Raw genomic sequence first — 19,448 nt, forward strand, 5'->3', positions numbered from 1 at the left:
CCGCAGGGGTGGCTTTGCCAACTATGGCAGATATTTAGCGGCAAGTTGCCGCCCGGCTTATTTCTTCGGAACGTGCGCGATGCACTCGATCTCGACGCGCGCACCCATCGCGAGGCCATTGGCACCGAGCGCCGAGCGGGCCGGGAAGGGCTTCTTGAAGAAGGTGACGTAGACCTTGTTCATCGCCGGCCACTCGGCCATGTCGGCGAGGAAGACGGTGCATTTGACCACGTCGGCGAGCGTGCCGCCCTCGGCCTTCAGTGCGCTTTCGAGATTCCTGAGCACCTGCTCGGTTTCCGGCCCGATGCCGCCCGCGACCAGCGACGACGCCCCCGGCGCCCGGCCGATGGCGCCCGACAGATAGACGGTCTCGCCGATGCGCCGCGCCTCGGAGAAGGGCAGTTCGGACTGCGGCGGGATCGGCCCCTGCTGGGCGGCGGCGGGGATGGCGGCAAGCAGCAGCGCGGCGGCGATCGTCGACTTCATGCGGTAACGGCCCTTTCGACCTGTTCGTGAAAGCGGCGAATGCCCTGTTCGAGCCCGCCGATCAGCACTTCGGACACCGCGCCGGTCGACAGGCCTTCCTGCCCGAGCGCCGCGGCCCTGAAATCCTCGCTCGCAAACACGCCGCCGTCCAGCAGTTCGAACGAGCGCCGCCAATGATCCTCGGCCTTTTCGGTCGTGGGCGCCTCCGGGATCAGCATGAAATCCTCGACCAGGGTGCGGTCGGCCGCCTTCGGCATCATCACCATGACGTTCACATAGTCGGGGCTGGCGATGATGATCGTGTTGGGAAACACATGGTAGGTGTAGGTCACCGTCGCGCGCAGCGAGGCGAGATCGGACAGGCCCGCCGCCTCGACGAAGGAGGCGCGCCCCACCGCCGAGCGGCTGTGCGGCCCGATCATGTCGCCGATCGTCACCGAATCCGCGAAGAACTTGCCGATGGTGTCGGCATGCAGCCGGGTGACGTGATAGCTTTCCGAGAAGGCGTCGACGATCAGCTTCCAGTTGGCGCGCACGTCATGGGTGCGGCGCTTGTAGAGGTGCATGTCGCCCAGTTGCAGCGCATCGAGATCGTCGGCGAGCTCGCCGGTCAGGTCGTCGAAGCTCGGCGCATGGGCACGGTCGATCCCGACCCAGATCACCCCACCCGCCTCGACGCAGGCGAGCGGCACCAGCGCATAGGCCGACTTGTCGAGCGCGGGGAAGCTTTCGGGGCGGGGCAGTCCGATCAGCGTGCCATCGAGCCCGTAGGTCCAGGCATGATAGGGGCAGACCAGCCGCGGGCATCTCTCCGCACCCTCCGCCTCGACCAGCCTTGTGCCACGATGGCGGCAGACGTTCATAAAGGCGCGGGCGCGCCCCTGCTTGTCGCGGGTGACGAGGATCGGCACGCCATAGCCGTCGTGCGTCACCGACATGCCCGGTTCGGGCAGCAGCGCCGAAACGGCCACCGCGAGCGGCGTGCGCCGGAACAGCCGCGCCTGCTCCTCGGCGAAGCGTTCGGGGCTGGTGTAGACGGCGGCGGCCACCGTCGAGGTGACCATCTCGGGCGCCTGATGGTGCGGAATGGCGCGCGCCAGCGCGAGCTGACCGGGCGTCGGGCCCTTCACGGGAGTGATCGCATCCATTGTTCAGCGCCAGCTAACCACGGGTCGCGGACTTTGCGCCTAGACGGGAGACTCGCCAAGTCTCTATCCTGCTAGCGTTCCGGGGGAGGATCGGCCGATGACGACGCGCAGCTGGGTGGATGGAGTCCGGCCTTATTTCGAGAAGGCGCCGCTCGCCGCCTTCTTCCTCGGCCTGTCGTCGGGCTTTCCCTATGCGATGATCGGCGCGACCCTGACCACGCGCCTCGCGCAGGACGGCATCGACAAGAAGGCGGTCACCGCCTTCACGCTCGCCTTTCTCGTCTACAATTTGAAATTCCTCTGGGCCTGGGTGGTCGACGGCGTGCGGCTGCCGATCCTCGGCCGGCTCGGGCAGCGCGTGTCGTGGATGCTGCTGATCGGCGTGCTCACCATCGCGGCGGTGGTGAACCTCGCCTTCGTCGACCCGAGCGCCAGCCTTGCCGCCACCGCCTATGCGGCGATCCTCGTCGGCCTCGCCGGCGCCACCTTCGACATCGTCATCGACGCCTATCGCATCGAGGTGCTGTCGCCCGAGCAACTCGGCGTCGGCTCGGGCATGAGCCAGTACGGCTGGCGCATCGGTTCGAACGGCGCCGCCGCGCTCGCGCTCGTCGTCGCCGCCCGCTACGGCTGGTCGGCCGCCTATCTGGCCTGCGCCGCCTTCGCGCTGCCCGCGATGCTCACCGCGCTGTGGATGGGGGAGCCCAAGCGCCACCGCGAGCCGACGGCCCGCAGCGGCATCGGCGCTGCGGTCGGCGCGATCTGGAAGCCGCTCGGCGAGTTCTTCCAGCGGCAGGGTGCGATGCTCGTGCTGCTGTTCATCCTGCTTCACAAGATCGGCGACACGCTCGCCAACCTGACTTTCCGCCTGTTGTTCGACGACCTCGGCTTCTCCAACGACGAGATCGCGCTCTGGGACGTCGCCGTCGGCTTCTGGGCCTATCTGATCGGCATCTTCGTCGGTGGCGTGCTCTACGCACGCATGGGCATGAAGCGATCGGTGATGCTGAGCCTCATCCTGATGGCGGTGTCGAACCTCAGCTTCGCGGGGCTGGCCGCCGCCGGTCATTCGAACGCCTTCATGGCCGCCGCCATCGGCTTCGAGAATTTCGCCAGCGGCATCGGCGGCGTCGTGGTCGTCGCCTATTTCTCGGCGCTCTGCGACCTGCGCTACACCGCTTCGCAGTACGCGCTGATCTCGGCCGCCGCCTCCATCGTCGGCCGCTTCGTCACCGGCACCACCGCCGGCGGCCTCATCGAGAGCCTCGGCTACGTCAATTTCTACCTGCTGACCACGCTGGCTGCGGTGCCGGGCGTGCTGCTCTACGCCTGGATGATGAAGAGCGGCCTCGTCGACCAGTCGATCGGCCGCGACGACGTGGCCGACGCGGAGGCCAAGCCCTAGTTCGGGACAAACCCGTTAGCGCTGAGCACCTCGCCCGCGAGGTAGAGGGAGCCGGCGATCAGCACCACTGGCGGGCGGGCGCGGTCGGCGCTGCGGGCGATCTGCGCCAGCGCGTCGGCCACATCGGTTGCGGCGATGCCGGGGAGGCCGATGTCCTTGGCGACGGCGGCGAGCGCGGCCGGCTCGTGCGCTTCATGCTCGACGATCGGCACGGTGTAGACCGCCGTCGCGCGCCCAGCGAAGGGCTTCAGGAAGCCGGTTGCGTCTTTCGCCGCCAGCATGCCGACCACCAGATAGAAGGGCCGTTCGGCGAGGTTGTGGCCGCGAAACGCGTCAGCGACGACGCGGCCCGCCGCCGGGTTGTGGCCGCCGTCGAGCCAGACCTCGCTGCCCGCCGGCAGCCGCTCGGTCAGCGGCCCGCGCTCCAGCCGCTGCAGCCGCGCCGGCCATTCCGCCCAGCCCATGCCGGCGCGAAAGGCGCTGTCGGGCATCGGGAGATCATTCTGGTGGCGCAGCATCGCGACGGCGAGCGCGGCATTGTCGAGCTGATGCCCCCCTTGAAGGCGCGGCAGCGGCAGCGCGATCTTCAGCGAGGTGTCGCGATAATGAAGCTGGCCTTCATAATGGGCGGCGTCCCAGTCGAGGCTGCGCACGATCAGCTTCGCGCCGATCGGCCCGGCGATCTCGCCGATCCTTGCGGTCACCGTCTTCGGATAGCGCGACAGCACCAGCGGCACGCCCGGCTTGGCGATGCCCGCCTTCTCGCCGGCGATCTCGAGGATGGTGTTGCCGAGGAACTGCTGATGATCGAGCCCCAGTTGCGCGATGCCGGTCACCGCCGGGCGGCGCACGACGTTGGTCGCGTCGAGCCGGCCGCCGAGGCCCACCTCCAGCACCAGCGCGTCGGCGGGCGTGCGCGAGAAGGCGAGGAACGCGGCTGCCGTCGTCAGCTCGAAGAAGGTGATCGGCTCGCCGCCGTTGATGCTGAGCACGTCGCGGATCAGCGCGATCAGGCTGGCGTCGTCGATCAGCTGCCCGGCCAGCCGGATGCGCTCGTTGAAACGGACGAGGTGCGGCGAAGTATAGGCGTGGACACGACGCCCCGAGGCTTCGAGGCAGGCGCGGATGAAGGCGGTGGTCGAGCCCTTGCCGTTGGTGCCGGCGACATGGAACACCGGCGGCAGATGCTCGTGCGGATTGCCGAGCCGCGCCAGCAGCCGCTCGATCCGCTCCAGCGACAGGTCCATGCGCTGCGGATGGAGCGCCAGCGCGTCCTTCAGCAGCGCGTCAAGCGCGGCATTGTCCGAGCGCGCGCCCTCGATCATCGGCGCGTCAGGCGGCGGCTTTGGCGCCCGCCAGCATGCCGATCAGCCGCCCGAGCGTGTCGCGCAGATCGCGACGGTGCGTGACCATGTCGATCATGCCGTGCTCGAGCAGATATTCGGCGCGCTGGAAGCCTTCGGGCAGCTTCTCGCGGATGGTGTTCTCGATGACGCGCTGGCCGGCGAAACCGATCAGCGCGTTGGGCTCGGCGATCTGAACGTCGCCGAGCATCGCATAGGAGGCGGTGACGCCGCCGGTCGTCGGGTCGGTGAGCACGACGATATAGGGCAGGCCCGCCTCGTTCAGCTCGGCGATGGCGACCGTCGAGCGCGGCATCTGCATCAGGCTGAGGATGCCCTCCTGCATGCGCGCGCCGCCGGCGGCGGTAAACACGATGTAGGGCGTGCGCGCGGCGAGCGCCGCCAGCGCGCCGGCGACGAACGCCTCGCCGACGCCAACACCCATCGAACCGCCCATGAAGGCGAAATTCTGCACGCCGACCACTGCCTCGGTGCCGGCGATCGAACCCTTGGCGAGCGCGAAGGCCTCCGGCTCGCCGGTGGCGGCGCGCGCCGCCTTGATGCGATCGGTGTAGCGCTTCTGGTCGCGGAATTTCAGCGGGTCTTCGGGCGCGCTCGGCACCGCCAGCCGCTCATAGGGGCTGTCGAAGACCTGGTCGAAGCGCTCGGTCGGCCCGATGCGCTCGTGATGCTCGCAGCGCGGGCAGACCGAGAGATTCTCGACGAACTCCTTGCGGAAGATCATCTGCCCGCAGCTCTTGCACTTGTGCCAGAGGTTGTCGGGCGTATCCCGCTTCTGCAGGAATGAAAGCTTCGGACGGAGACGGGTGAGCCAGCTCATGCGGGTTCCTTCCGGGATGCGGCGATCGCGTCGCTGAGCGACCGAAGATAGGCGCGGATATGGTAGGGCGCCTGCGATCCATGCAGGCCGACCAGCTCGACGATTGCCGAGCCGACGACGACTCCGTCGGCGACGCGCGCCACATCGGCGGCCTGTTCGGGCGTGCGGATGCCGAACCCGACCGCCACCGGCAGGTCGGTCGACGCCTTGAGGCGGCCGACGGCTTCCTCGATCGAGGCCTGCGCTGCCTGCTGCAATCCGGTGATGCCCGCCACCGAGACATAATAGACGAAGCCCGACGCGCCATCGAGCACGGTCGGCAAGCGCGCCGCGTCGGTGGTCGGCGTCGCGAGGCGGATGAGGTGGAGGCCGCGCGTCCGCAGCGCCGGCCCGAGCGCATCATCCTCTTCCGGCGGGATGTCGACGCAAATCACGCCGTCGATGCCGGCATCCGCCGCATCCTGCGCGAACGCGTCCGCGCCGCGGCGGAGCATCGGGTTGGCGTAGCCCATCAGCACCAGCGGCGTCTCCGGGTGGCGCTGACGGAAAGCGCGCGCGATGTCGAGCAGATCGGCGGTGCGGGTGCCGGCGCCGAGGCTGCGCAGATTGGCGAGCTGGATCGCCGGGCCGTCGGCCATCGGGTCGGTGAACGGCATGCCGAGTTCGATGACATCGGCACCGCCCTCGACCAGCGCATCGAGGATCGCCGCGGTATCGGCGGGTGTCGGATCGCCACCGGTGACGAAGGCGACCAGCGCGGCGCGGCGCTCGGATTTCGCATGGGCGAAGGCGGTTGGGAGGCGTGAGCTCATATCTTCACGCCCAGCGCGTCGGCGACGGTGAAGATGTCCTTGTCGCCGCGCCCCGACAGCGCGACGAGGATGCGCTGGTCGCGCGCCATCGTCGGCGCGATCTTGGTCACCGCGGCGATGGCGTGGCTCGGCTCCAGCGCCGGGATGATGCCCTCGGCGCGGCACAGCAGCTGGAAGGCTTCGAGCGCCTCATCATCGGTGGCGCTGGCATAGTCGACGCGGCCGACATCGCGCAGCCAGGCATGCTCGGGGCCGATGCCGGGATAGTCGAGGCCCGCCGAGATCGAATGCGCCTCGTCGATCTGGCCGTCCTCGTCCTGCAGCAGATAGGTCTTGTTGCCGTGGAGCACGCCCGGAAAGCCGCCGGCGAGGCTCGCGGCATGGCGCTTGTCGAGCCCCTCGCCCGCCGCCTCGACACCGAGCATCTTCACGGCCGTATCATCGAGAAACGGGTGGAACAGGCCGATGGCGTTGGAGCCGCCGCCGATCGCTGCGACCAGCAGGTCGGGCAAAGCGCCGGTGCGCGCCAGCATCTGCTCCCGCGCCTCGCGGCCGATCACGCTCTGGAAGTCGCGGACCAGCTCGGGATAGGGGTGCGGGCCGGCGGCGGTACCGATGATGTAGAAAGTATCGTGGACGTTCGCGACCCAGTCGCGAAGCCCTTCGTTCATCGCATCCTTCAAGGTCTTGGCGCCGCTTTCGACCGGGCGGACCTCGGCGCCGAGCAGGCGCATGCGGAAGACGTTGGGCTGCTGCCGCTCAATGTCGCGCGCGCCCATGTAGATGACGCAGGGCAGGCCGAAGCGCGCGGCGACGGTCGCGGTGGCGACGCCGTGCTGGCCGGCCCCGGTCTCGGCGATGATCCGCGTCTTGCCCATCCGCCGGGCGAGCAGGATCTGGCCGATGCAATTGTTGATCTTGTGCGCGCCGGTGTGGTTGAGGTCTTCGCGCTTCAGCCAGACCTCGGCGCCCATGCCGGCCGGCGCCTCCGCCCGAAGGGCGTCGGTCAGGCGCTCGGCGTAGTAGAGCGGGCTTTCGCGGCCGACATAATGTTCGAGAAGGTCGTCGAGCTCGACCTGGAACGCTGGGTCCTGTTTCGCCGCGCGATAATGGCGTTCGAGATCGAGGATGAGCGGCATCAGCGTCTCGGCGACATAGCGCCCGCCGAAATCGCCGAAGTGGCCGCGGTCGTCGGGACCGGCCCGGAGGCTTGCCGCATTGCTCATCGTTCACGCACCGCCTTCACGAACGCCCGGATCCGATCCGCGGACTTGATCCCGGGCGCGTCCTCCACCCCACTCGACACGTCGACCAGCGGCGCCCCCGTCGCTCGACACGCCTCGGCGACATTGCCGGCGTCGAGACCGCCGGCGAGACCCCATGGCATCGTCATCGCGACCCCGTCCAGCAATCGCCAGTCGAAGCGCAGCGCGTTGCCGCCGGGCAGGTCCGCGCCTTTAGGCGCTTTGGCATCGAACAACAAGCGATCCGCCGCCCCGCGAAACGCACCGGCGCGCTCGATATCGGCGCGCGTCGCCACCGGCAGCGCCGCCCACACTTCGATACCTAACCGCCGCCTCGCCGCCGCTGCCTGCGCGGGATCGGCGCCGTGAAGCTGGATCGCGGTCAGCCGCCCGGCGTGGATGGCGCCGCCGAGCAGCGCCTCGTCCGCATCGACGAACACGCCGACCCGGCCCACCCGATCGGGCACGCGCGCGGCAAGCGCTGCTGCCTGCTCCAGCGAGACGTTGCGCGGGCTTTTGGCGAAGAACACGAAGCCGACATAGTCCGCTCCCGCCGCGACCGCCGCGTCGAGCGTCGCGGGCTCGCTGAGCCCGCAAATCTTCACCTGGGTCATGGGTAGGTGAGCGCGGCGTAGATCACATAGAACCACGACAGGATGCCGTGGAAAATGGCCCAGAGGATCGATTCATTGTGCGTGTAGCTGATCGCGATGGCGAGCGCGGTGCCGAAGCCGATGCCCGCCTTCACCGTCGCGCGGCTGCCTTCGATGAACTTCGACATGGTCGCTACTCCAGGCTGGCGGCGATCGCCGCGGCGGCTTCCGCCGGATCGGCGGCGCCGGTGATCGGCCGCCCGACGACGAGCACCGAGGCGCCGGCGTCGCGCGCCTGCCGCGGCGTCATCACGCGCTTCTGATCACCGATATCGCTGCCGGCCGGGCGGATGCCGGGGATGACAAACAGGCCATCGCTCCACGCAGCGCGACGGGCGGCGACTTCATGCGCCGAGCAGACGATGCCGTCGAGACCGGCGCTGCAGGTGAGATCCGCAAGGCGCGCCACCTGGTCGGCGGGCGCGCCGCCGACGCCGATGTCGGCGAGGTCTGAGGCATCAAGGCTGGTCAGCACGGTGACGGCGATCACCTTGGTCGCCGGCCGCATCGCCTCGCGCGCCGCGGCCATCATCGCCCGGCCCCCGGCGGCGTGGACGTTGACGATGGCGAGGTCGAGCGGGCTCAGCGAGCGCATCGCGCCCGCCACCGTGTTCGGAATGTCGTGCAGCTTCACGTCGAGGAAGATCGGCAGGCCGATGTCGGCGAGGGCGCGGACGCCCTGCGGCCCCTGCGCCATGAAGAATTCGAGGCCGAGCTTCAGCCCGCCGACGTGGCCGCGCACCGCGCTGGCGATTGCGCGCGCCTTCTCCAGCTCGGGCGTATCGAGCGCGACGTAGATCGGGTTCATGGTCACGCCCCCGCCGGCGGGGTAATGATCGGCTGCGCCTGCGGCGGCGCGATCTCGGTGTTGACTGTTGCGGTGGTCGGCGCAGCCGGAGTGGCGGGCTCGGCGACGACTTTATGCGCCTCTAGCTCGCGCTCGGTGCGCGTCAGCTTGCGCGTCCAGCGCCAGCGGTTGACCGAGTGGAACAATGCGCTCGGCAGCCAGCCGATCAGCACCGCTGCGACGATCAGCACCGGCAGGCGGATCACCAGCTCATAGGGCGCCCACAGCTTGACGGTAACCGGCACCCAGTTGAGCGCGGCGAACCAGGCCAGCGCCAGCGCCAGTATCAGGAAAATCAGGACTTTCAGGAACCGCATCGTCCGCCCGTCTCGTGACCCTTGCCTTGCTTAGCGGCAAGCGGCGACGGGCGCCAGCGCGGAGCTTAAGCGCGGCCCCGCCCTAACGAACAGCCGTCAGCCGTCGGCGTTGAGCTTCTCGCGAAGCTCCTTGCCTGCCTTGAAATAGGGCACGCGCTTGGCATCGACCGGCACCGCTTCGCCGGTGCGCGGATTGCGCCCGGTGCGGGCGTCGCGACCACGCGTCGAAAACGCCCCGAAACCACGCAGTTCGACGCGGCCGCCATCGGCCAGCGCCTCGATGATCGAATCGAACACGGTCGCAACCACACGCTCGACGTCCTTGTGGCTGAGATGCGGATTGGCCTGCGCCACCGATGCCACGAGTTCGGACCTGATCATGGAGCCCCTCTTCCCCGGTGTGTCCGGATGGCGGACTGTACGGTAGGGGACCGATGAATCCAAGCGCGAAGCCGCGGAAATCCTCGGTTTTCTACTGCGGTCGCTCCCGGAACGACAAACGCCCCGCCGGTTTCCCGGCGGGGCGTTGCTGTTTGGTCGCGGTAAGACGCGAGCCGAAGGCCTAGTTGCCCTCGCGCGCCTTGTTGAGCGCGGCGCCCAGGATGTCGCCGAGCGAAGCGCCCGAATCCGACGACCCGTACTGCGCCACGGCCTGCTTCTCCTCGGCGATCTGCATCGCCTTGATCGACAGCGTCGGCTTGCGGCCCTTGTCGAAGCCGGTGACCATCGCGTCGACCTTCTGGCCGACCTGATAGCGCTCCGGACGCTGCTCGTCGCGGTCGCGGCTGAGGTCGCTGCGCTTGATGAAGCCCGAGCCACCGTCGTCGCCGATGGTGACCTCGAGGCCGCCATCGATCACCGCCATGACGGTGCAGGTGACGACCGCGCCCTTGCGAACATCGCCGCCGGCCGCGGCGGCGCCGCCGGCAGCGGCAGCACCCGCGCCCGAACCGGCGCTATCAACGTCCTTGATCGAGAGCGAGATGCGCTCGCGCTCGACGTCGATCTCCTTGACGACCGCGCGGACGCTCTCACCCTTGCGGTGCAGCGCCAGCGCCTGCTCGCCCGACATGCCCCAGGCGATGTCCGACATGTGAACCATGCCGTCCACGTCGCCCTCGAGGCCCACGAACAGGCCGAACTCGGTGGCGTTCTTGACTTCGCCCTCGACGATCGAGCCCACCGGATGGGCGTCGGCGAAGCCTTCCCACGGGTTGCGCTGGGCCTGCTTCAGGCCGAGCGAGATGCGGCGCTTGTCCTCGTCGACTTCGAGGATGACGACATCGACTTCCTGGCTGGTCGAGACGATCTTGCCCGGGTGGACGTTCTTCTTGACCCAGCTCATCTCCGAAACGTGCACCAGGCCTTCGACGCCCGGCTCCAGCTCCACGAAGGCGCCATATTCGGTGATGTTGGTGACGCGGCCGCTGAACTTGCCGTCGACCGGGTACTTGGCGCCAGCGCCGGCCCACGGATCGGTCTCAAGCTGCTTCATGCCGAGGCTGATGCGCTGCGTCTCGCGGTTGATGCGGACGATCTGGACGCGGACGGTATCGCCGATGTTCAGGATTTCCGACGGATGGCCGACGCGCTTGTAGCTCATGTCGGTGACGTGCAGCAGGCCGTCGATGCCGCCGAGGTCGACGAAGGCGCCGTAGTCGGTGATGTTCTTCACCACGCCTTCGATCACCTGACCCTCGGTCAGCGACTGGATCAGGCCCGAACGCTGCTCGGCGCGCGATTCCTCGAGGATCGAGCGGCGCGACACGACGATGTTGCCGCGCTTGCGGTCCATCTTCAGGATCTGGAACGGCTGCGGCATGTTCATCAGCGGGCCGACATCCCGAACCGGGCGGATATCGACCTGGCTGCCCGGCAGGAAGGCCACGGCGCCCGACAGGTCGACGGTGAAGCCCCCCTTCACGCGGCCGAAGATCACGCCTTCGACGCGCTCGCCGGCCTCATACTGCTTCTCCAGCTTGTCCCACGCGGCTTCGCGGCGCGCACGGTCGCGGCTCAGCATCGCCTCGCCATTGGCGTTCTCGACGCGGTCGACATAGACCTCGACCTCGTCGCCCACCGAAATCTCTGCCTTCTGGCCGGGCGCAGCGAATTCGCGCAGCGCCACGCGGCCTTCCGACTTCAGGCCGACGTCGATGACGGCCATGTCGTTCTCGATCGCGGTGACGCGACCGGTTACCACGCGGCCTTCGAACGACTGGGCGGTGCCCAGCGACGCTTCGAGCATCGCGGCGAAATCATCACGAGTGGGTTGAGCGGCGGTAGCCATGCTGATGGTCAATCCTTGGTCGTGTTTGCAGGCCGGCCGGTTGTCTCCGACGGTCTTGCACGCGCAGCACCATGCTGCGCCTTCGGTGTGTCCTGAAAAACGAAAAGGCGCGAGGCCGGGGCTTGTCAGCCCCGCTCGCGCATTGCGCCGATCCGGTTTTCCACGAGCGCGACGGCTCGCTGGACGGCGGCGTCTATAGCCAAATCGCTGGTATCGAGCAAGGCGGCGTCGCCGGCCTGCACTAGCGGCGCGGCGTCGCGACCGGCGTCGCGCGCGTCGCGCTTGCGCACATCAGCCAACACCTCGTCAAAGCTGCGCACCTCGCCGCGCGACGCGAGCTCGGCCTGGCGGCGCGCGGCGCGCACTTCGGGACTCGCCGTCACGAACAGCTTGGCGGTGGCGTCAGGGGCGATGATCGTGCCGATGTCGCGGCCGTCGAGCACCGCGCCGCCGGGCTGCGCCGCGAAGGCGCGCTGCAGGTCGAACAGCGCCTGCCGCACCCCCGGATGGACGGCGACGCCCGAGGCGGCCTCCGAGGTGGCAGCGTCGCGCAGCGCGCGGTCTTCGAGCAGCGACAGATCGAGCGCGCGAGCGGCGGCTTCGGCGGTGGCCGCATCGCCCGGCTGTCCGCCGCGGCGCAGCACCGCGAGGCCGACCGCCCGGTAGAGCGCGCCGGTGTCCATGTGCGGCAGCCCGTAGTGGCGGGCGACCGCCTTGGCGATCGTGCCCTTGCCGGAAGCCGCGGGGCCATCCACGGCGATGACGAGATTGAATGAACGGCGTTGCACGGCCCGGGGTTATAAGAGCCGCCGGGGGCAGCACAAGGGAGAGGAGCCCCGCCATGATCCTGCAATCGACCCCCGTCCTGTTCGTCGACGCGGTGGAGCCCTCCGAAACCTTCTTCGCCAAGCTGGGGTTCGAGCGCACCGTGTCGGTACCCGAGGATGGCGACGGCCCGGCCGATTTCGTCATCCTGATGCAGGGCGGGCGCAACGACTCGGGGCTGGGGGTGATGCTGCAGACCCGTGCTGCGGCGCGGGGCGACATGACCGACGCCGACCCGGCGCTGTTCGAAGGCGCGGGCAGCTTCCTGTTCCTGAGCGTCGCCGACGTGGGTGCGGCGACCCGCGCGCTCGCCGGCCACGAGATTTTCCTGCCGCGCCGCAAAACCTTCTACGGCGCAACCGAGATCGGCTTCCGCGAGCCCGGCGGCCACCATGTCGTGCTGGCTCAGTACGGCGCCGATTAAAGCCACCACTGCTGCTGGAACGCTCCATCGCTGAAACGTTTATGTGACTGAGGCGGGGTGCGGCAGGAGTTGGTGGCATGGCGGTTTCAATCGCAGCCCGGACGGGTCTGATTTCCCTGGCGTTGGCGCTCACCGCCTGTGGTGGCGATGATGGCGGTGGGGGTGGGGGCGGCGGGACGCCGCCGCCGGCCGCGAACCGCCCGCCGGCCTTCACCTCAATCGGCACGGCGACGCTTGCCGAAAATGCGACCGGGACGGTCTACACCGCGGCGGCGAGCGACCCTGACGGCAACAGCCTTACCTACACGATCGCCGGCGGCGCCGATGCGGCGCGCTTCTCGATCACCGCCGCCGGCGCGTTGAGCTTCGCCGCCTCGCCCGACTTCGAGTCGCCCGCCGACGCCGACGGCAAAAACGTCTACCAACTGCAGCTTCAGGTGAGCGACGGCACCGCCAGCGCGACGCTCGACCTCGCGATCACCGTCACCAACGCCGGCCCCGACGCCTTCGGCGTCCGCCGCATCGCCACCGGTTTCAACCAGCCGCTCTACATCGCGCCCGTCCCCGGCGATGCCGCGCGCATGTTCGTCGTCGAGAAAGGCGGCCGTATCCGCCTGCTGACGATCGCCACCGGTGCCATCGCCGCGACGCCGTTTCTCGACGCGTCGGCGGGCCTCACCACCGACGGCGAGCGCGGCCTGCTCGGCTTTGCCACGGCAACCGACTTCGCGAGCAGCGGTATCTTCTACGTCTATGTCACGGCGACGGCTGGCGACATCGAGCTGCGCCGGTATCGCACCCAGACCGGCAACCGCGACCTCGCCGATCCGGCCAGCGCCGACGTGCTGCTGCGCATCCCGCACCCGCGCAGCAACCACAACGGCGGCTGGATCGACTTCGGCCCCGACGGCCTCCTTTATCTCGCGGTGGGGGACGGCGGTGGCGGCGGCGACCCCGACAACAATGGCCAGAACCGTAACTCGCTGCTCGGCAAGATCCTGCGGATCGATGTGGCGAGCGATGCCTTCCCGGCCGACCCGAACCGCGACTATGCGATCCCGGGCGGCAACCCCTTCGCCACCAGCGGTGGCGCGCCCGAGGTCTGGGCCTATGGCCTGCGCAACCCGTTCCGCAACAGCTTCGACCGGGCCACCGGCCTGCTCTACATCGCCGATGTCGGCGAGGGCGCGATCGAGGAGGTGAACCAGATGCGCCCCACCGAGGGCGGCGCCAATTTCGGCTGGCGCATCCGCGAGGGCACGCAACCCTTCCAGGGCACGACCACCGAGACGCTGACCAACCCGGTGCTACAGTATTCGCGCGGAACCGGCCCGCTTCAGGGCCAGTCGGTCACCGGCGGCTATGTCTATCGCGGCCCGATCGAGGCGCTGAACGGCCACTATGTGTTCGGCGACTTCGTCAGCGGCAATCTCTGGTCGGTGCCGGTCTCGCGCCTGTCGGCGAGCGCGACTCTCTCAAGCGACAGCTTCACGATCCGCACGACCGATTTCCGCCCTGACGTGGGCACGATCAGCAACCTGTCGAGCTTCGGCCTGGATGCGGCGGGCAACCTGTACATCGTGACGCTGGGCGGCTCGATCTTCCGTGTCGAGGCGCGTTAGGCCGCGCGTTTACTCGCCGGCGGGCTTGCTCTGCAGCTGGATATAGTTGGGCAGGCCCATCGCCTCGATCATGTCGAGCTGGCGCTCGATGAAATCGATATGCTCTTCCTCGCTGTCGAGGATGTGCTGCAGCAGGTCGCGGGTCACGAAGTCGCGCACCGACTCACAGTGGACGATGGCGTCGCGCAGCAGCGGCACCGCCTCAAGCTCCAGCTCGAGATCGGCCTGCAGCAGCTCGGGGACGTTCTCGCCGACGCGCAGGCGGCCGAGCGCCTGGAGGTTGGGCAGGCCGTCGAGGAACAGGATGCGCTCCATCAACTCGTCGGCATGCTTCATCTCGTCGATCGACTCGTGCCGCTCATATTCGGCCAGCTTGGCGATGCCCCAATGGTCGAGCAGGCGGTAATGCAGCCAGTACTGGTTGATCGCCGTCAGCTCGTTCTTGAGCGCCGAATTGAGGAAGCTGATGACCTTGTCGTCGCCGCGCATGAAAACGTCTCCCGACTTATACTCGTCGGAAGGGGCTTAAATCCCAAAGGAGACGGGCGTCAAGCCGCGCGGCTACGCTCGTCCCTGATGACGTCGCGAGCGAAGGGCAGGCACTGACAGCATTGCGGCTTGCAACCGAGGCTGGCGTAGATACGGCCAACCGAGCCTTCGCAGTCACGCGCCTTGGCGCGCACCTGCTTTTCGCGAAGACCATTGCAAACGCAGACGATCAAGACCCCGCCACTCCCCAACGAATCGACGTTGCGAATGAGTATCAGCAGCTTTCGCGCACTGCAACTGGTTCGCATTACCGCAGTCGAATTTGTCGCGGTGCATGCCGGCGCTATGAGAGAGGCCCATGGAGATTCGCGACGCCACGCCCGCCGACATCGACGCAATCCGCGCTGTCGAGACCGCCGCCTTTGGCCAGCCCGATGAGCCGGCTCTCGTCGACCGACTACGCAGCGACGGCGATGCCCTGGTCGAACTGGTCGCGGTCGAGGCGGGGGCGATCACCGGCCACATCCTGTTCAGCCGCCTCGGTATCGGTGCCACCAACGGTGCGGCGCTCGCGCCCGTCGCCGTGTTGCCCGACCGCCAAGGCCGCGGCATCGGCGGCGCCTTGATTCATGCCGGGCTCGATCGCTGCCGTGCGCTGACGCTGCCGGCGGTCGTGGTGCTCGGCCACGCCGACTATTATCCGCGCTTCGGCTTTTCGGCGACGCTCGGCGAACGGCTGACCGGGCCGTTTTCGGGACCGTCGTTCATGGCGATCGAACTGACGCCGGGGGGTCTTCCGGCCGGTGCCGGGATTCGCTACGCGCCGGCCTTTGGGCTCTGATCAGGCGAACAGGTCGGGGCGGCGGATTCGCAGCGCCTGCAGCAGCAACAGCAGCTTCCCATCGCGCAGTTCGCAGGTGTCGACCAGCCGCCACAGCGCTTCGAGCGGCAGCTCATGCACGGTGATATTCTCATGCTCGTCGGCGATGCCGCCGCCGTCGCCGATGCGATCCGCTGGCCGGTAGGGCGCGAGATAGAAGGCGAGACGCTCGGTCGAATTGCTCGGCATCGTCCATGCCCGCGCGACCGGCTCCAGCATTCCCAGCCGCACGCCGCCCTCCTCGAGCGCCTCCCGCCGGGCGCAATCCGCCGGATCGGCGCCATCGAGCGATCCCGCGATGGCTTCCAGCATATCCGGTTCGCCGGCATAGGCGACCGGCGCGCGCAGCATCGACACCACGATCGCCGTGCGACGCTCCGGATCGTAGGGGAGGACGCATACCGCCTCGCGATTGAGCATGATGTGCCGCTCGACGTCGCCGCTCGGCGTGCGGAGCGTCGCCATCAGCAGCCCCATCCAACCGCGATAGATGTCGCGGAGCGCGACGATCTCCGACCTCATCACACGCGGGCGCCAAGCCGCCTCATCAGCGGCAAAAAATCCGGAAAGCTGGTGGCGATCGGCCGGGCGTCGTCGACCACCACTGGCGCAGCGGCGCGCAAGCCCAGCACCGCAAAACTCATCGCGATACGGTGATCGAGATGGCTGGCGACGGTGGCACCACCGGGGACAGCCTCGCCGCCGCGGCCATGGACGATGAGCCCGTCGGGCAGCTCCTCCACCCCGACTCCGCACGCCGCGAGGCCCGCCGCCATCACCGCAATGCGATCCGATTCCTTGACGCGCAGCTCTTCAAGGCCGCGCATCACCGTCTTTCCTTCTGCGAAGGTGGCGGCAATGAACAGCGCCGGATACTCGTCGATCATCGACGGCGCCACCTCCGGCGGCACCTCGATACCGCGCAAGGGGCCGGCGGTGACCATGAGGTCGGCGACGGGCTCACCGCCGACGATCCGCTCATCGGCGAGCAGGATGTCGGCGCCCATGTCGCGCAGCACGCGGACAAGGCCGTCGCGGGTGGGATTGAGGCCGACGTTGGCGATGGTGACGCGGCTGCCCGGTACGATGAGCGCCGCGACCAGCGGAAAGGCGGCCGACGAGGGGTCGCCCGGCACGGTGATCGTCTGCGGCCGCAGCTCCGCTTCGCCGGTGATGGTGATGACGCGACCCTCGGCACTCTCCTCGACCTCGACGGTGGCGCCGAAGCCGCGCAGCATGCGCTCGCTGTGATCGCGGGTCGGCACCCGTTCGACGACGCTGGTGCGGCCCGGCGTGTTGAGGCCCGCCAGGAGCACCGCCGATTTCACCTGTGCCGAGGCGACGGGCAGTTCGTAGCGGATCGGCACCGCCGGGCAGGCGCCGGTCAGGGTGAGCGGCAGACGGTTACCCGGCGCGGCGGCAAAGCTGGCGCCCATGCGCGACAGCGGCTCGACGACGCGGCCCATCGGCCGCTTCGACAGCGAGGGGTCGCCGATGAAGGTGGCGGTAATCGGGTGCGCGGCGACGAGGCCCATCAGCAGGCGGGTGGAGGTGCCCGAATTTCCCATGTCGAGCGCGGTTCGCGGCTGCAGCAGCCCGCCGACTCCGACACCGTGAACACGCCAACTCCCCGCGCCCGCGCGCGTCACGTCCGCGCCCATGGCGCGCAGCGCCGCGGCGGTTGCGAGCACATCCTCGCCCTCAAGCAATCCCTCGATCCGTGTCTCGCCGACGGCAAGCGCGCCGAACATCAGCGCGCGGTGCGAGATCGACTTGTCGCCAGGCACAGTGACGGTGCCCGAGAGCGGGCCAGCGGCGGTCAGGCTCAGGGCCAAGGGTTCGGCGGCAGCGTCGGTCACGGCATCCTGCGGCAAAGGCGGGGAAAAGATGCCGGGCGGCCCGGCGACTTTGGTTTTGACAGTCGCGGGGGGCTGTGGCAAGGCAGCCCGCCTGTCGCGGACCCGCCTTGGGCGATGGCCTGCGGACTCCTATTTTCCCGGCCCCAACACTGGAGACAAGAGCCGTGGTGAAAGCCGAATGGGGCACGAAGCGCGCCTGCCCGAAGTGCAATACGCGCTTTTATGACCTGACCAAGGAAGATCCGGTGACCTGCATCAACTGCGGGTTTGCCTGGGCGCCCGAGCCGATTCTGAAGTCGAAGCAGCCGCTGCCCTTCGAAAGCGCCAAGCCGAAGGAGAGCGAACGCGCCGAAGACGCCGAGCTGGCGGATGACGACGACCTGGACCTCGACGAGGAGGAAGAGCCCAGCCCGGACGACGACGTCGATATCGGCGGCGACGACGACATCGGCGTTGTCACCAGCGACGACGACGAAGAGAGCTGAAACGAGCGGCTTGCGCCTCGCGCAAGCTTCGCTTAGGTAAGCGCGCCCGCGCCCAGGCGGGTCGCAAAGTTTCGGGGCCGTAGCTCAGCTGGGAGAGCGTCGCAATGGCATTGCGAAGGTCAGGGGTTCGATCCCCCTCGGCTCCACCAAATCAGGCGAGGCCGGCTTCCCATGGAGGCCGGCCTTACTGATTCATGACGGGAAGTCGGACCCGCCGGTGCGCCAGAGCGCGCCTTGCATCGGAGACGCCAGGCTGATCGCGGCCCGTTCGTGCCCGTTGCCTCGTCGCCGCTACGCGCCTACGGATTGGGTCCATTCAAGATGTCGCACGATGCCGGGGGCCGCATAATTGATATGAACGACAGGCAGGATTCGCTGACCGGAGGCGCCATGTCGCAAGGGCAGCAACCGTCGCAGGAGGTCATCGACCTGGCCGAGCTTATGGCGAGGCTCTGGTCACGCCGCTGGCTGATTCTGATCTGCGCTGCGCTTGGCCTTGTCGTCGCTGTCTACCAGATTCATCGTTCGACGTTCATCTATACCGCCGAGCTGAAAGTGAGCCCCGCACAGTCAAGCGAGAGCGGACGAGGCGGCGCATTGGGCGGCATGGCCGGCCTCGCTGCCCGCGCCGGCCTGAGCCTCGGCCAAAGCGCAGGCAGTTCGTCCTTCTCGCTCTACAAGGAAGGGCTTGCCACGCGCTCGCTGGCAGCCGCACTGGCTGAACGGCCGGATATCATGCACGTCGTCTTCGCGGGCGAATGGGACGCTGCGCAGGGCAAGTATGTCGAGCCGCGCCGAGGCCTCGTGGGGCGCACGGCGCAGGGCGTGAAATCGATCCTCGGCTATCCGAAGCATGAATGGGTGGCGCCAAATGCCGCGCGGATGCAGGACTATCTCAAGGGTGCGATCAAGGTCGTCGACAACCCCGAGACGGGTGTCACGACGCTGACTTACGGCCACCCGGACCCGGCTTTCGCCGCACGCTTCCTGATGGAGGTCCACTACATCGCGGATCGGAATCTGCGCCTGAAAGCGCGGCGGCGTGCAACCCAGTATATCGAGTATCTCTCCGGGCAGCTGCGCACCATCAGCCTGGTTGAACATCGGACGGCGATCGCGGACGCCCTGAGCGAGCAGGAGAAGGCCCGCATGACGGCCAGCTCCACGCTTGCTTTTGCGGCCGAGCCGGTGGACGTCGCGACGCCGACCTTGCGCCCGACGACGCCGGCCCCGACCTTGATGCTGGTATTCGGCGTCATCGGCGGCTTCGCCGTTGGGCTCATCGGCGCGCTGATTACGACACTGGCGCCGGTTCGCCGATATCTTGCCAGGGACCGGGCCACCTGAGCCGGTAGCAAGCCGCTGAACGCCTTTACAATTAGCCTTGGCCGCTGGTATTGGCGCCGCGGGTCGGTGCGGAAACGATGCGAGATCGCTCCGTAGAGCAGTTTTCAATGCCCGCCCTCATCGCGAGCGTT

22 protein-coding genes and 1 tRNA gene are annotated in these 19,448 nt (G+C 68.3%); 7 read left to right on the forward strand and 16 right to left on the reverse strand.

The genetic code is table 11. From position 1 onward, the window contains the following. Positions 1-57 precede the first annotated feature (57 nt). Positions 58-486 (reverse strand): RidA family protein, encoded by a 429-nt coding sequence (locus tag ACFOMD_RS07450; RefSeq protein ID WP_380859189.1) that lies wholly within the window; start codon positions 484-486, stop codon positions 58-60. Next, positions 483-1,634 (reverse strand): aromatic ring-hydroxylating oxygenase subunit alpha, encoded by a 1,152-nt coding sequence (locus ACFOMD_RS07455; RefSeq protein ID WP_380859192.1) that lies wholly within the window; start codon positions 1,632-1,634, stop codon positions 483-485. Before ACFOMD_RS07455 ends, ACFOMD_RS07450 begins: the two co-directional genes overlap by 4 nt. Before the next feature lie 97 nt (positions 1,635-1,731). Between ACFOMD_RS07455 and ACFOMD_RS07460 the strand changes: the two genes are divergently transcribed. Next, entirely contained in the window at positions 1,732-3,039 is a 1,308-nt protein-coding gene (locus ACFOMD_RS07460; RefSeq protein WP_380859195.1) for an AmpG family muropeptide MFS transporter, read from the forward strand. Here the strand turns inward: ACFOMD_RS07460 and ACFOMD_RS07465 are convergent. From ACFOMD_RS07465 to cmk, 11 genes are all read right to left on the reverse strand, one after another. After that, entirely contained in the window at positions 3,036-4,364 is a 1,329-nt protein-coding gene (locus ACFOMD_RS07465) for a bifunctional folylpolyglutamate synthase/dihydrofolate synthase (protein ID WP_380859198.1), read from the reverse strand. The two genes, ACFOMD_RS07460 and ACFOMD_RS07465, sit on opposite strands and share 4 nt — an antisense overlap. 7 nt (positions 4,365-4,371) lie before the next feature. Continuing rightward, complete coding sequence (gene accD / locus ACFOMD_RS07470; protein ID WP_380859201.1) at positions 4,372-5,223, reverse strand: acetyl-CoA carboxylase, carboxyltransferase subunit beta; 852 nt, start codon at positions 5,221-5,223, stop codon at positions 4,372-4,374. Then, on the reverse strand, positions 5,220-6,035 hold the full coding sequence (trpA, locus tag ACFOMD_RS07475; protein ID WP_380859204.1) for a tryptophan synthase subunit alpha: 816 nt from the start codon (positions 6,033-6,035) through the stop codon (positions 5,220-5,222). The genes accD and trpA overlap by 4 nt, the downstream gene beginning before the upstream one ends. Then, positions 6,032-7,261, reverse strand: coding sequence for a tryptophan synthase subunit beta (gene trpB / locus ACFOMD_RS07480; protein WP_380859207.1), 1,230 nt, complete (start codon positions 7,259-7,261; stop codon positions 6,032-6,034). Before trpB ends, trpA begins: the two co-directional genes overlap by 4 nt. Further along, positions 7,258-7,893, reverse strand: a complete 636-nt coding sequence (locus ACFOMD_RS07485) for a phosphoribosylanthranilate isomerase (protein ID WP_380859210.1) — start codon at positions 7,891-7,893, stop codon at positions 7,258-7,260. Before ACFOMD_RS07485 ends, trpB begins: the two co-directional genes overlap by 4 nt. Next, a complete protein-coding gene (locus ACFOMD_RS07490; RefSeq protein ID WP_380859213.1) occupies positions 7,890-8,060 on the reverse strand; it encodes a hypothetical protein in 171 nt (56 codons plus the stop codon). The genes ACFOMD_RS07485 and ACFOMD_RS07490 overlap by 4 nt, the downstream gene beginning before the upstream one ends. Before the next feature lie 5 nt (positions 8,061-8,065). Then, positions 8,066-8,740 carry an orotidine-5'-phosphate decarboxylase gene (gene pyrF, locus ACFOMD_RS07495; protein ID WP_380859216.1) on the reverse strand — a complete coding sequence of 225 codons (675 nt, stop codon included), beginning with the start codon at positions 8,738-8,740 and terminating at the stop codon, positions 8,066-8,068. A gap of 2 nt (positions 8,741-8,742) precedes the next feature. After that, a complete protein-coding gene (locus ACFOMD_RS07500; protein ID WP_380859219.1) occupies positions 8,743-9,096 on the reverse strand; it encodes a hypothetical protein in 354 nt (117 codons plus the stop codon). Between the two features lie 96 nt (positions 9,097-9,192). Beyond that, positions 9,193-9,477: an integration host factor subunit beta gene (locus ACFOMD_RS07505; RefSeq protein ID WP_380859222.1), complete on the reverse strand. Its 285-nt coding sequence runs from the start codon at positions 9,475-9,477 to the stop codon at positions 9,193-9,195. Positions 9,478-9,658: 181 nt separating this feature from the next. Beyond that, positions 9,659-11,386, reverse strand: coding sequence for a 30S ribosomal protein S1 (rpsA, locus tag ACFOMD_RS07510; protein ID WP_380859225.1), 1,728 nt, complete (start codon positions 11,384-11,386; stop codon positions 9,659-9,661). A 125-nt stretch (positions 11,387-11,511) separates the two neighbouring features. Then, positions 11,512-12,174 carry a (d)CMP kinase gene (gene cmk / locus ACFOMD_RS07515; RefSeq protein ID WP_380859228.1) on the reverse strand — a complete coding sequence of 221 codons (663 nt, stop codon included), beginning with the start codon at positions 12,172-12,174 and terminating at the stop codon, positions 11,512-11,514. Positions 12,175-12,227: 53 nt separating this feature from the next. Between cmk and ACFOMD_RS07520 the strand changes: the two genes are divergently transcribed. Together ACFOMD_RS07520 and ACFOMD_RS07525 are read left to right on the forward strand one after the other, a co-directional pair. Next, the gene (locus ACFOMD_RS07520; RefSeq protein ID WP_380859230.1) at positions 12,228-12,635 is read left to right on the forward strand and encodes a VOC family protein; all 408 of its coding nucleotides are present in this window, start codon (positions 12,228-12,230) and stop codon (positions 12,633-12,635) included. Between the two features lie 77 nt (positions 12,636-12,712). Continuing rightward, positions 12,713-14,257: a PQQ-dependent sugar dehydrogenase gene (locus ACFOMD_RS07525; RefSeq protein ID WP_380859232.1), complete on the forward strand. Its 1,545-nt coding sequence runs from the start codon at positions 12,713-12,715 to the stop codon at positions 14,255-14,257. Between the two features lie 9 nt (positions 14,258-14,266). Here the strand turns inward: ACFOMD_RS07525 and bfr are convergent, their stop codons facing one another. After that, the gene (bfr, locus tag ACFOMD_RS07530) at positions 14,267-14,746 is read right to left on the reverse strand and encodes a bacterioferritin (protein ID WP_380859234.1); all 480 of its coding nucleotides are present in this window, start codon (positions 14,744-14,746) and stop codon (positions 14,267-14,269) included. A 358-nt stretch (positions 14,747-15,104) separates the two neighbouring features. Here bfr and ACFOMD_RS07535 point away from each other — a divergent pair, with 358 nt between their 5' ends. Then, complete coding sequence (locus tag ACFOMD_RS07535) at positions 15,105-15,587, forward strand: GNAT family N-acetyltransferase (protein WP_380859238.1); 483 nt, start codon at positions 15,105-15,107, stop codon at positions 15,585-15,587. On the opposite strand, the gene ACFOMD_RS07540 is transcribed toward ACFOMD_RS07535, so the two are convergent. Both ACFOMD_RS07540 and aroA read right to left on the reverse strand, forming a co-directional pair. Next, positions 15,588-16,148, reverse strand: coding sequence for an NUDIX domain-containing protein (locus tag ACFOMD_RS07540; protein WP_380859241.1), 561 nt, complete (start codon positions 16,146-16,148; stop codon positions 15,588-15,590). After that, the gene (gene aroA, locus ACFOMD_RS07545) at positions 16,148-17,485 is read right to left on the reverse strand and encodes a 3-phosphoshikimate 1-carboxyvinyltransferase (protein WP_380859244.1); all 1,338 of its coding nucleotides are present in this window, start codon (positions 17,483-17,485) and stop codon (positions 16,148-16,150) included. The genes ACFOMD_RS07540 and aroA overlap by 1 nt, the downstream gene beginning before the upstream one ends. A 164-nt stretch (positions 17,486-17,649) precedes the next feature. Between aroA and ACFOMD_RS07550 the strand changes: the two genes are divergently transcribed. From ACFOMD_RS07550 to ACFOMD_RS07560, 3 genes are all read left to right on the forward strand, one after another. After that, a complete protein-coding gene (locus ACFOMD_RS07550; RefSeq protein ID WP_380859593.1) occupies positions 17,650-17,970 on the forward strand; it encodes a TIGR02300 family protein in 321 nt (106 codons plus the stop codon). A 73-nt stretch (positions 17,971-18,043) separates the two neighbouring features. Further along, positions 18,044-18,119, forward strand: a tRNA-Ala gene (locus ACFOMD_RS07555). Positions 18,120-18,291: 172 nt separating this feature from the next. After that, positions 18,292-19,317, forward strand: a complete 1,026-nt coding sequence (locus ACFOMD_RS07560; RefSeq protein ID WP_380859247.1) for a Wzz/FepE/Etk N-terminal domain-containing protein — start codon at positions 18,292-18,294, stop codon at positions 19,315-19,317. Positions 19,318-19,448 lie beyond the last annotated feature (131 nt).

Origin of the sequence: Sphingoaurantiacus capsulatus (assembly GCF_042648405.1) — a bacterium.
GTDB classification, from domain to species: Bacteria; Pseudomonadota; Alphaproteobacteria; order Sphingomonadales; family Sphingomonadaceae; genus Sphingoaurantiacus; species Sphingoaurantiacus capsulatus.

Excerpts from the sequence above, each read along its gene's own strand:
- ACFOMD_RS07525 (WP_380859232.1), top strand. The coding sequence starts at position 12,713 with ATGGCGGTTTCAATCGCAGCCCGGACGGGTCTGATTTCCCTGGCGTTG.
- ACFOMD_RS07500 (WP_380859219.1), bottom strand. The coding sequence starts at position 9,096 with ATGCGGTTCCTGAAAGTCCTGATTTTCCTGATACTGGCGCTGGCGCTG.
- pyrF (WP_380859216.1), bottom strand. The coding sequence starts at position 8,740 with ATGAACCCGATCTACGTCGCGCTCGATACGCCCGAGCTGGAGAAGGCG.
- bfr (WP_380859234.1), bottom strand. The coding sequence starts at position 14,746 with ATGCGCGGCGACGACAAGGTCATCAGCTTCCTCAATTCGGCGCTCAAG.
- ACFOMD_RS07520 (WP_380859230.1), top strand. The coding sequence starts at position 12,228 with ATGATCCTGCAATCGACCCCCGTCCTGTTCGTCGACGCGGTGGAGCCC.
- accD (WP_380859201.1), bottom strand. The coding sequence starts at position 5,223 with ATGAGCTGGCTCACCCGTCTCCGTCCGAAGCTTTCATTCCTGCAGAAG.
- ACFOMD_RS07505 (WP_380859222.1), bottom strand. The coding sequence starts at position 9,477 with ATGATCAGGTCCGAACTCGTGGCATCGGTGGCGCAGGCCAATCCGCAT.
- ACFOMD_RS07560 (WP_380859247.1), top strand. The coding sequence starts at position 18,292 with ATGTCGCACGATGCCGGGGGCCGCATAATTGATATGAACGACAGGCAG.
- ACFOMD_RS07455 (WP_380859192.1), bottom strand. The coding sequence starts at position 1,634 with ATGGATGCGATCACTCCCGTGAAGGGCCCGACGCCCGGTCAGCTCGCG.
- ACFOMD_RS07460 (WP_380859195.1), top strand. The coding sequence starts at position 1,732 with ATGACGACGCGCAGCTGGGTGGATGGAGTCCGGCCTTATTTCGAGAAG.
- trpB (WP_380859207.1), bottom strand. The coding sequence starts at position 7,261 with ATGAGCAATGCGGCAAGCCTCCGGGCCGGTCCCGACGACCGCGGCCAC.
- ACFOMD_RS07450 (WP_380859189.1), bottom strand. The coding sequence starts at position 486 with ATGAAGTCGACGATCGCCGCCGCGCTGCTGCTTGCCGCCATCCCCGCC.
- ACFOMD_RS07490 (WP_380859213.1), bottom strand. The coding sequence starts at position 8,060 with ATGTCGAAGTTCATCGAAGGCAGCCGCGCGACGGTGAAGGCGGGCATC.
- ACFOMD_RS07535 (WP_380859238.1), top strand. The coding sequence starts at position 15,105 with ATGGAGATTCGCGACGCCACGCCCGCCGACATCGACGCAATCCGCGCT.
- ACFOMD_RS07465 (WP_380859198.1), bottom strand. The coding sequence starts at position 4,364 with ATGATCGAGGGCGCGCGCTCGGACAATGCCGCGCTTGACGCGCTGCTG.
- trpA (WP_380859204.1), bottom strand. The coding sequence starts at position 6,035 with ATGAGCTCACGCCTCCCAACCGCCTTCGCCCATGCGAAATCCGAGCGC.
- rpsA (WP_380859225.1), bottom strand. The coding sequence starts at position 11,386 with ATGGCTACCGCCGCTCAACCCACTCGTGATGATTTCGCCGCGATGCTC.
- ACFOMD_RS07540 (WP_380859241.1), bottom strand. The coding sequence starts at position 16,148 with ATGAGGTCGGAGATCGTCGCGCTCCGCGACATCTATCGCGGTTGGATG.
- ACFOMD_RS07485 (WP_380859210.1), bottom strand. The coding sequence starts at position 7,893 with ATGACCCAGGTGAAGATTTGCGGGCTCAGCGAGCCCGCGACGCTCGAC.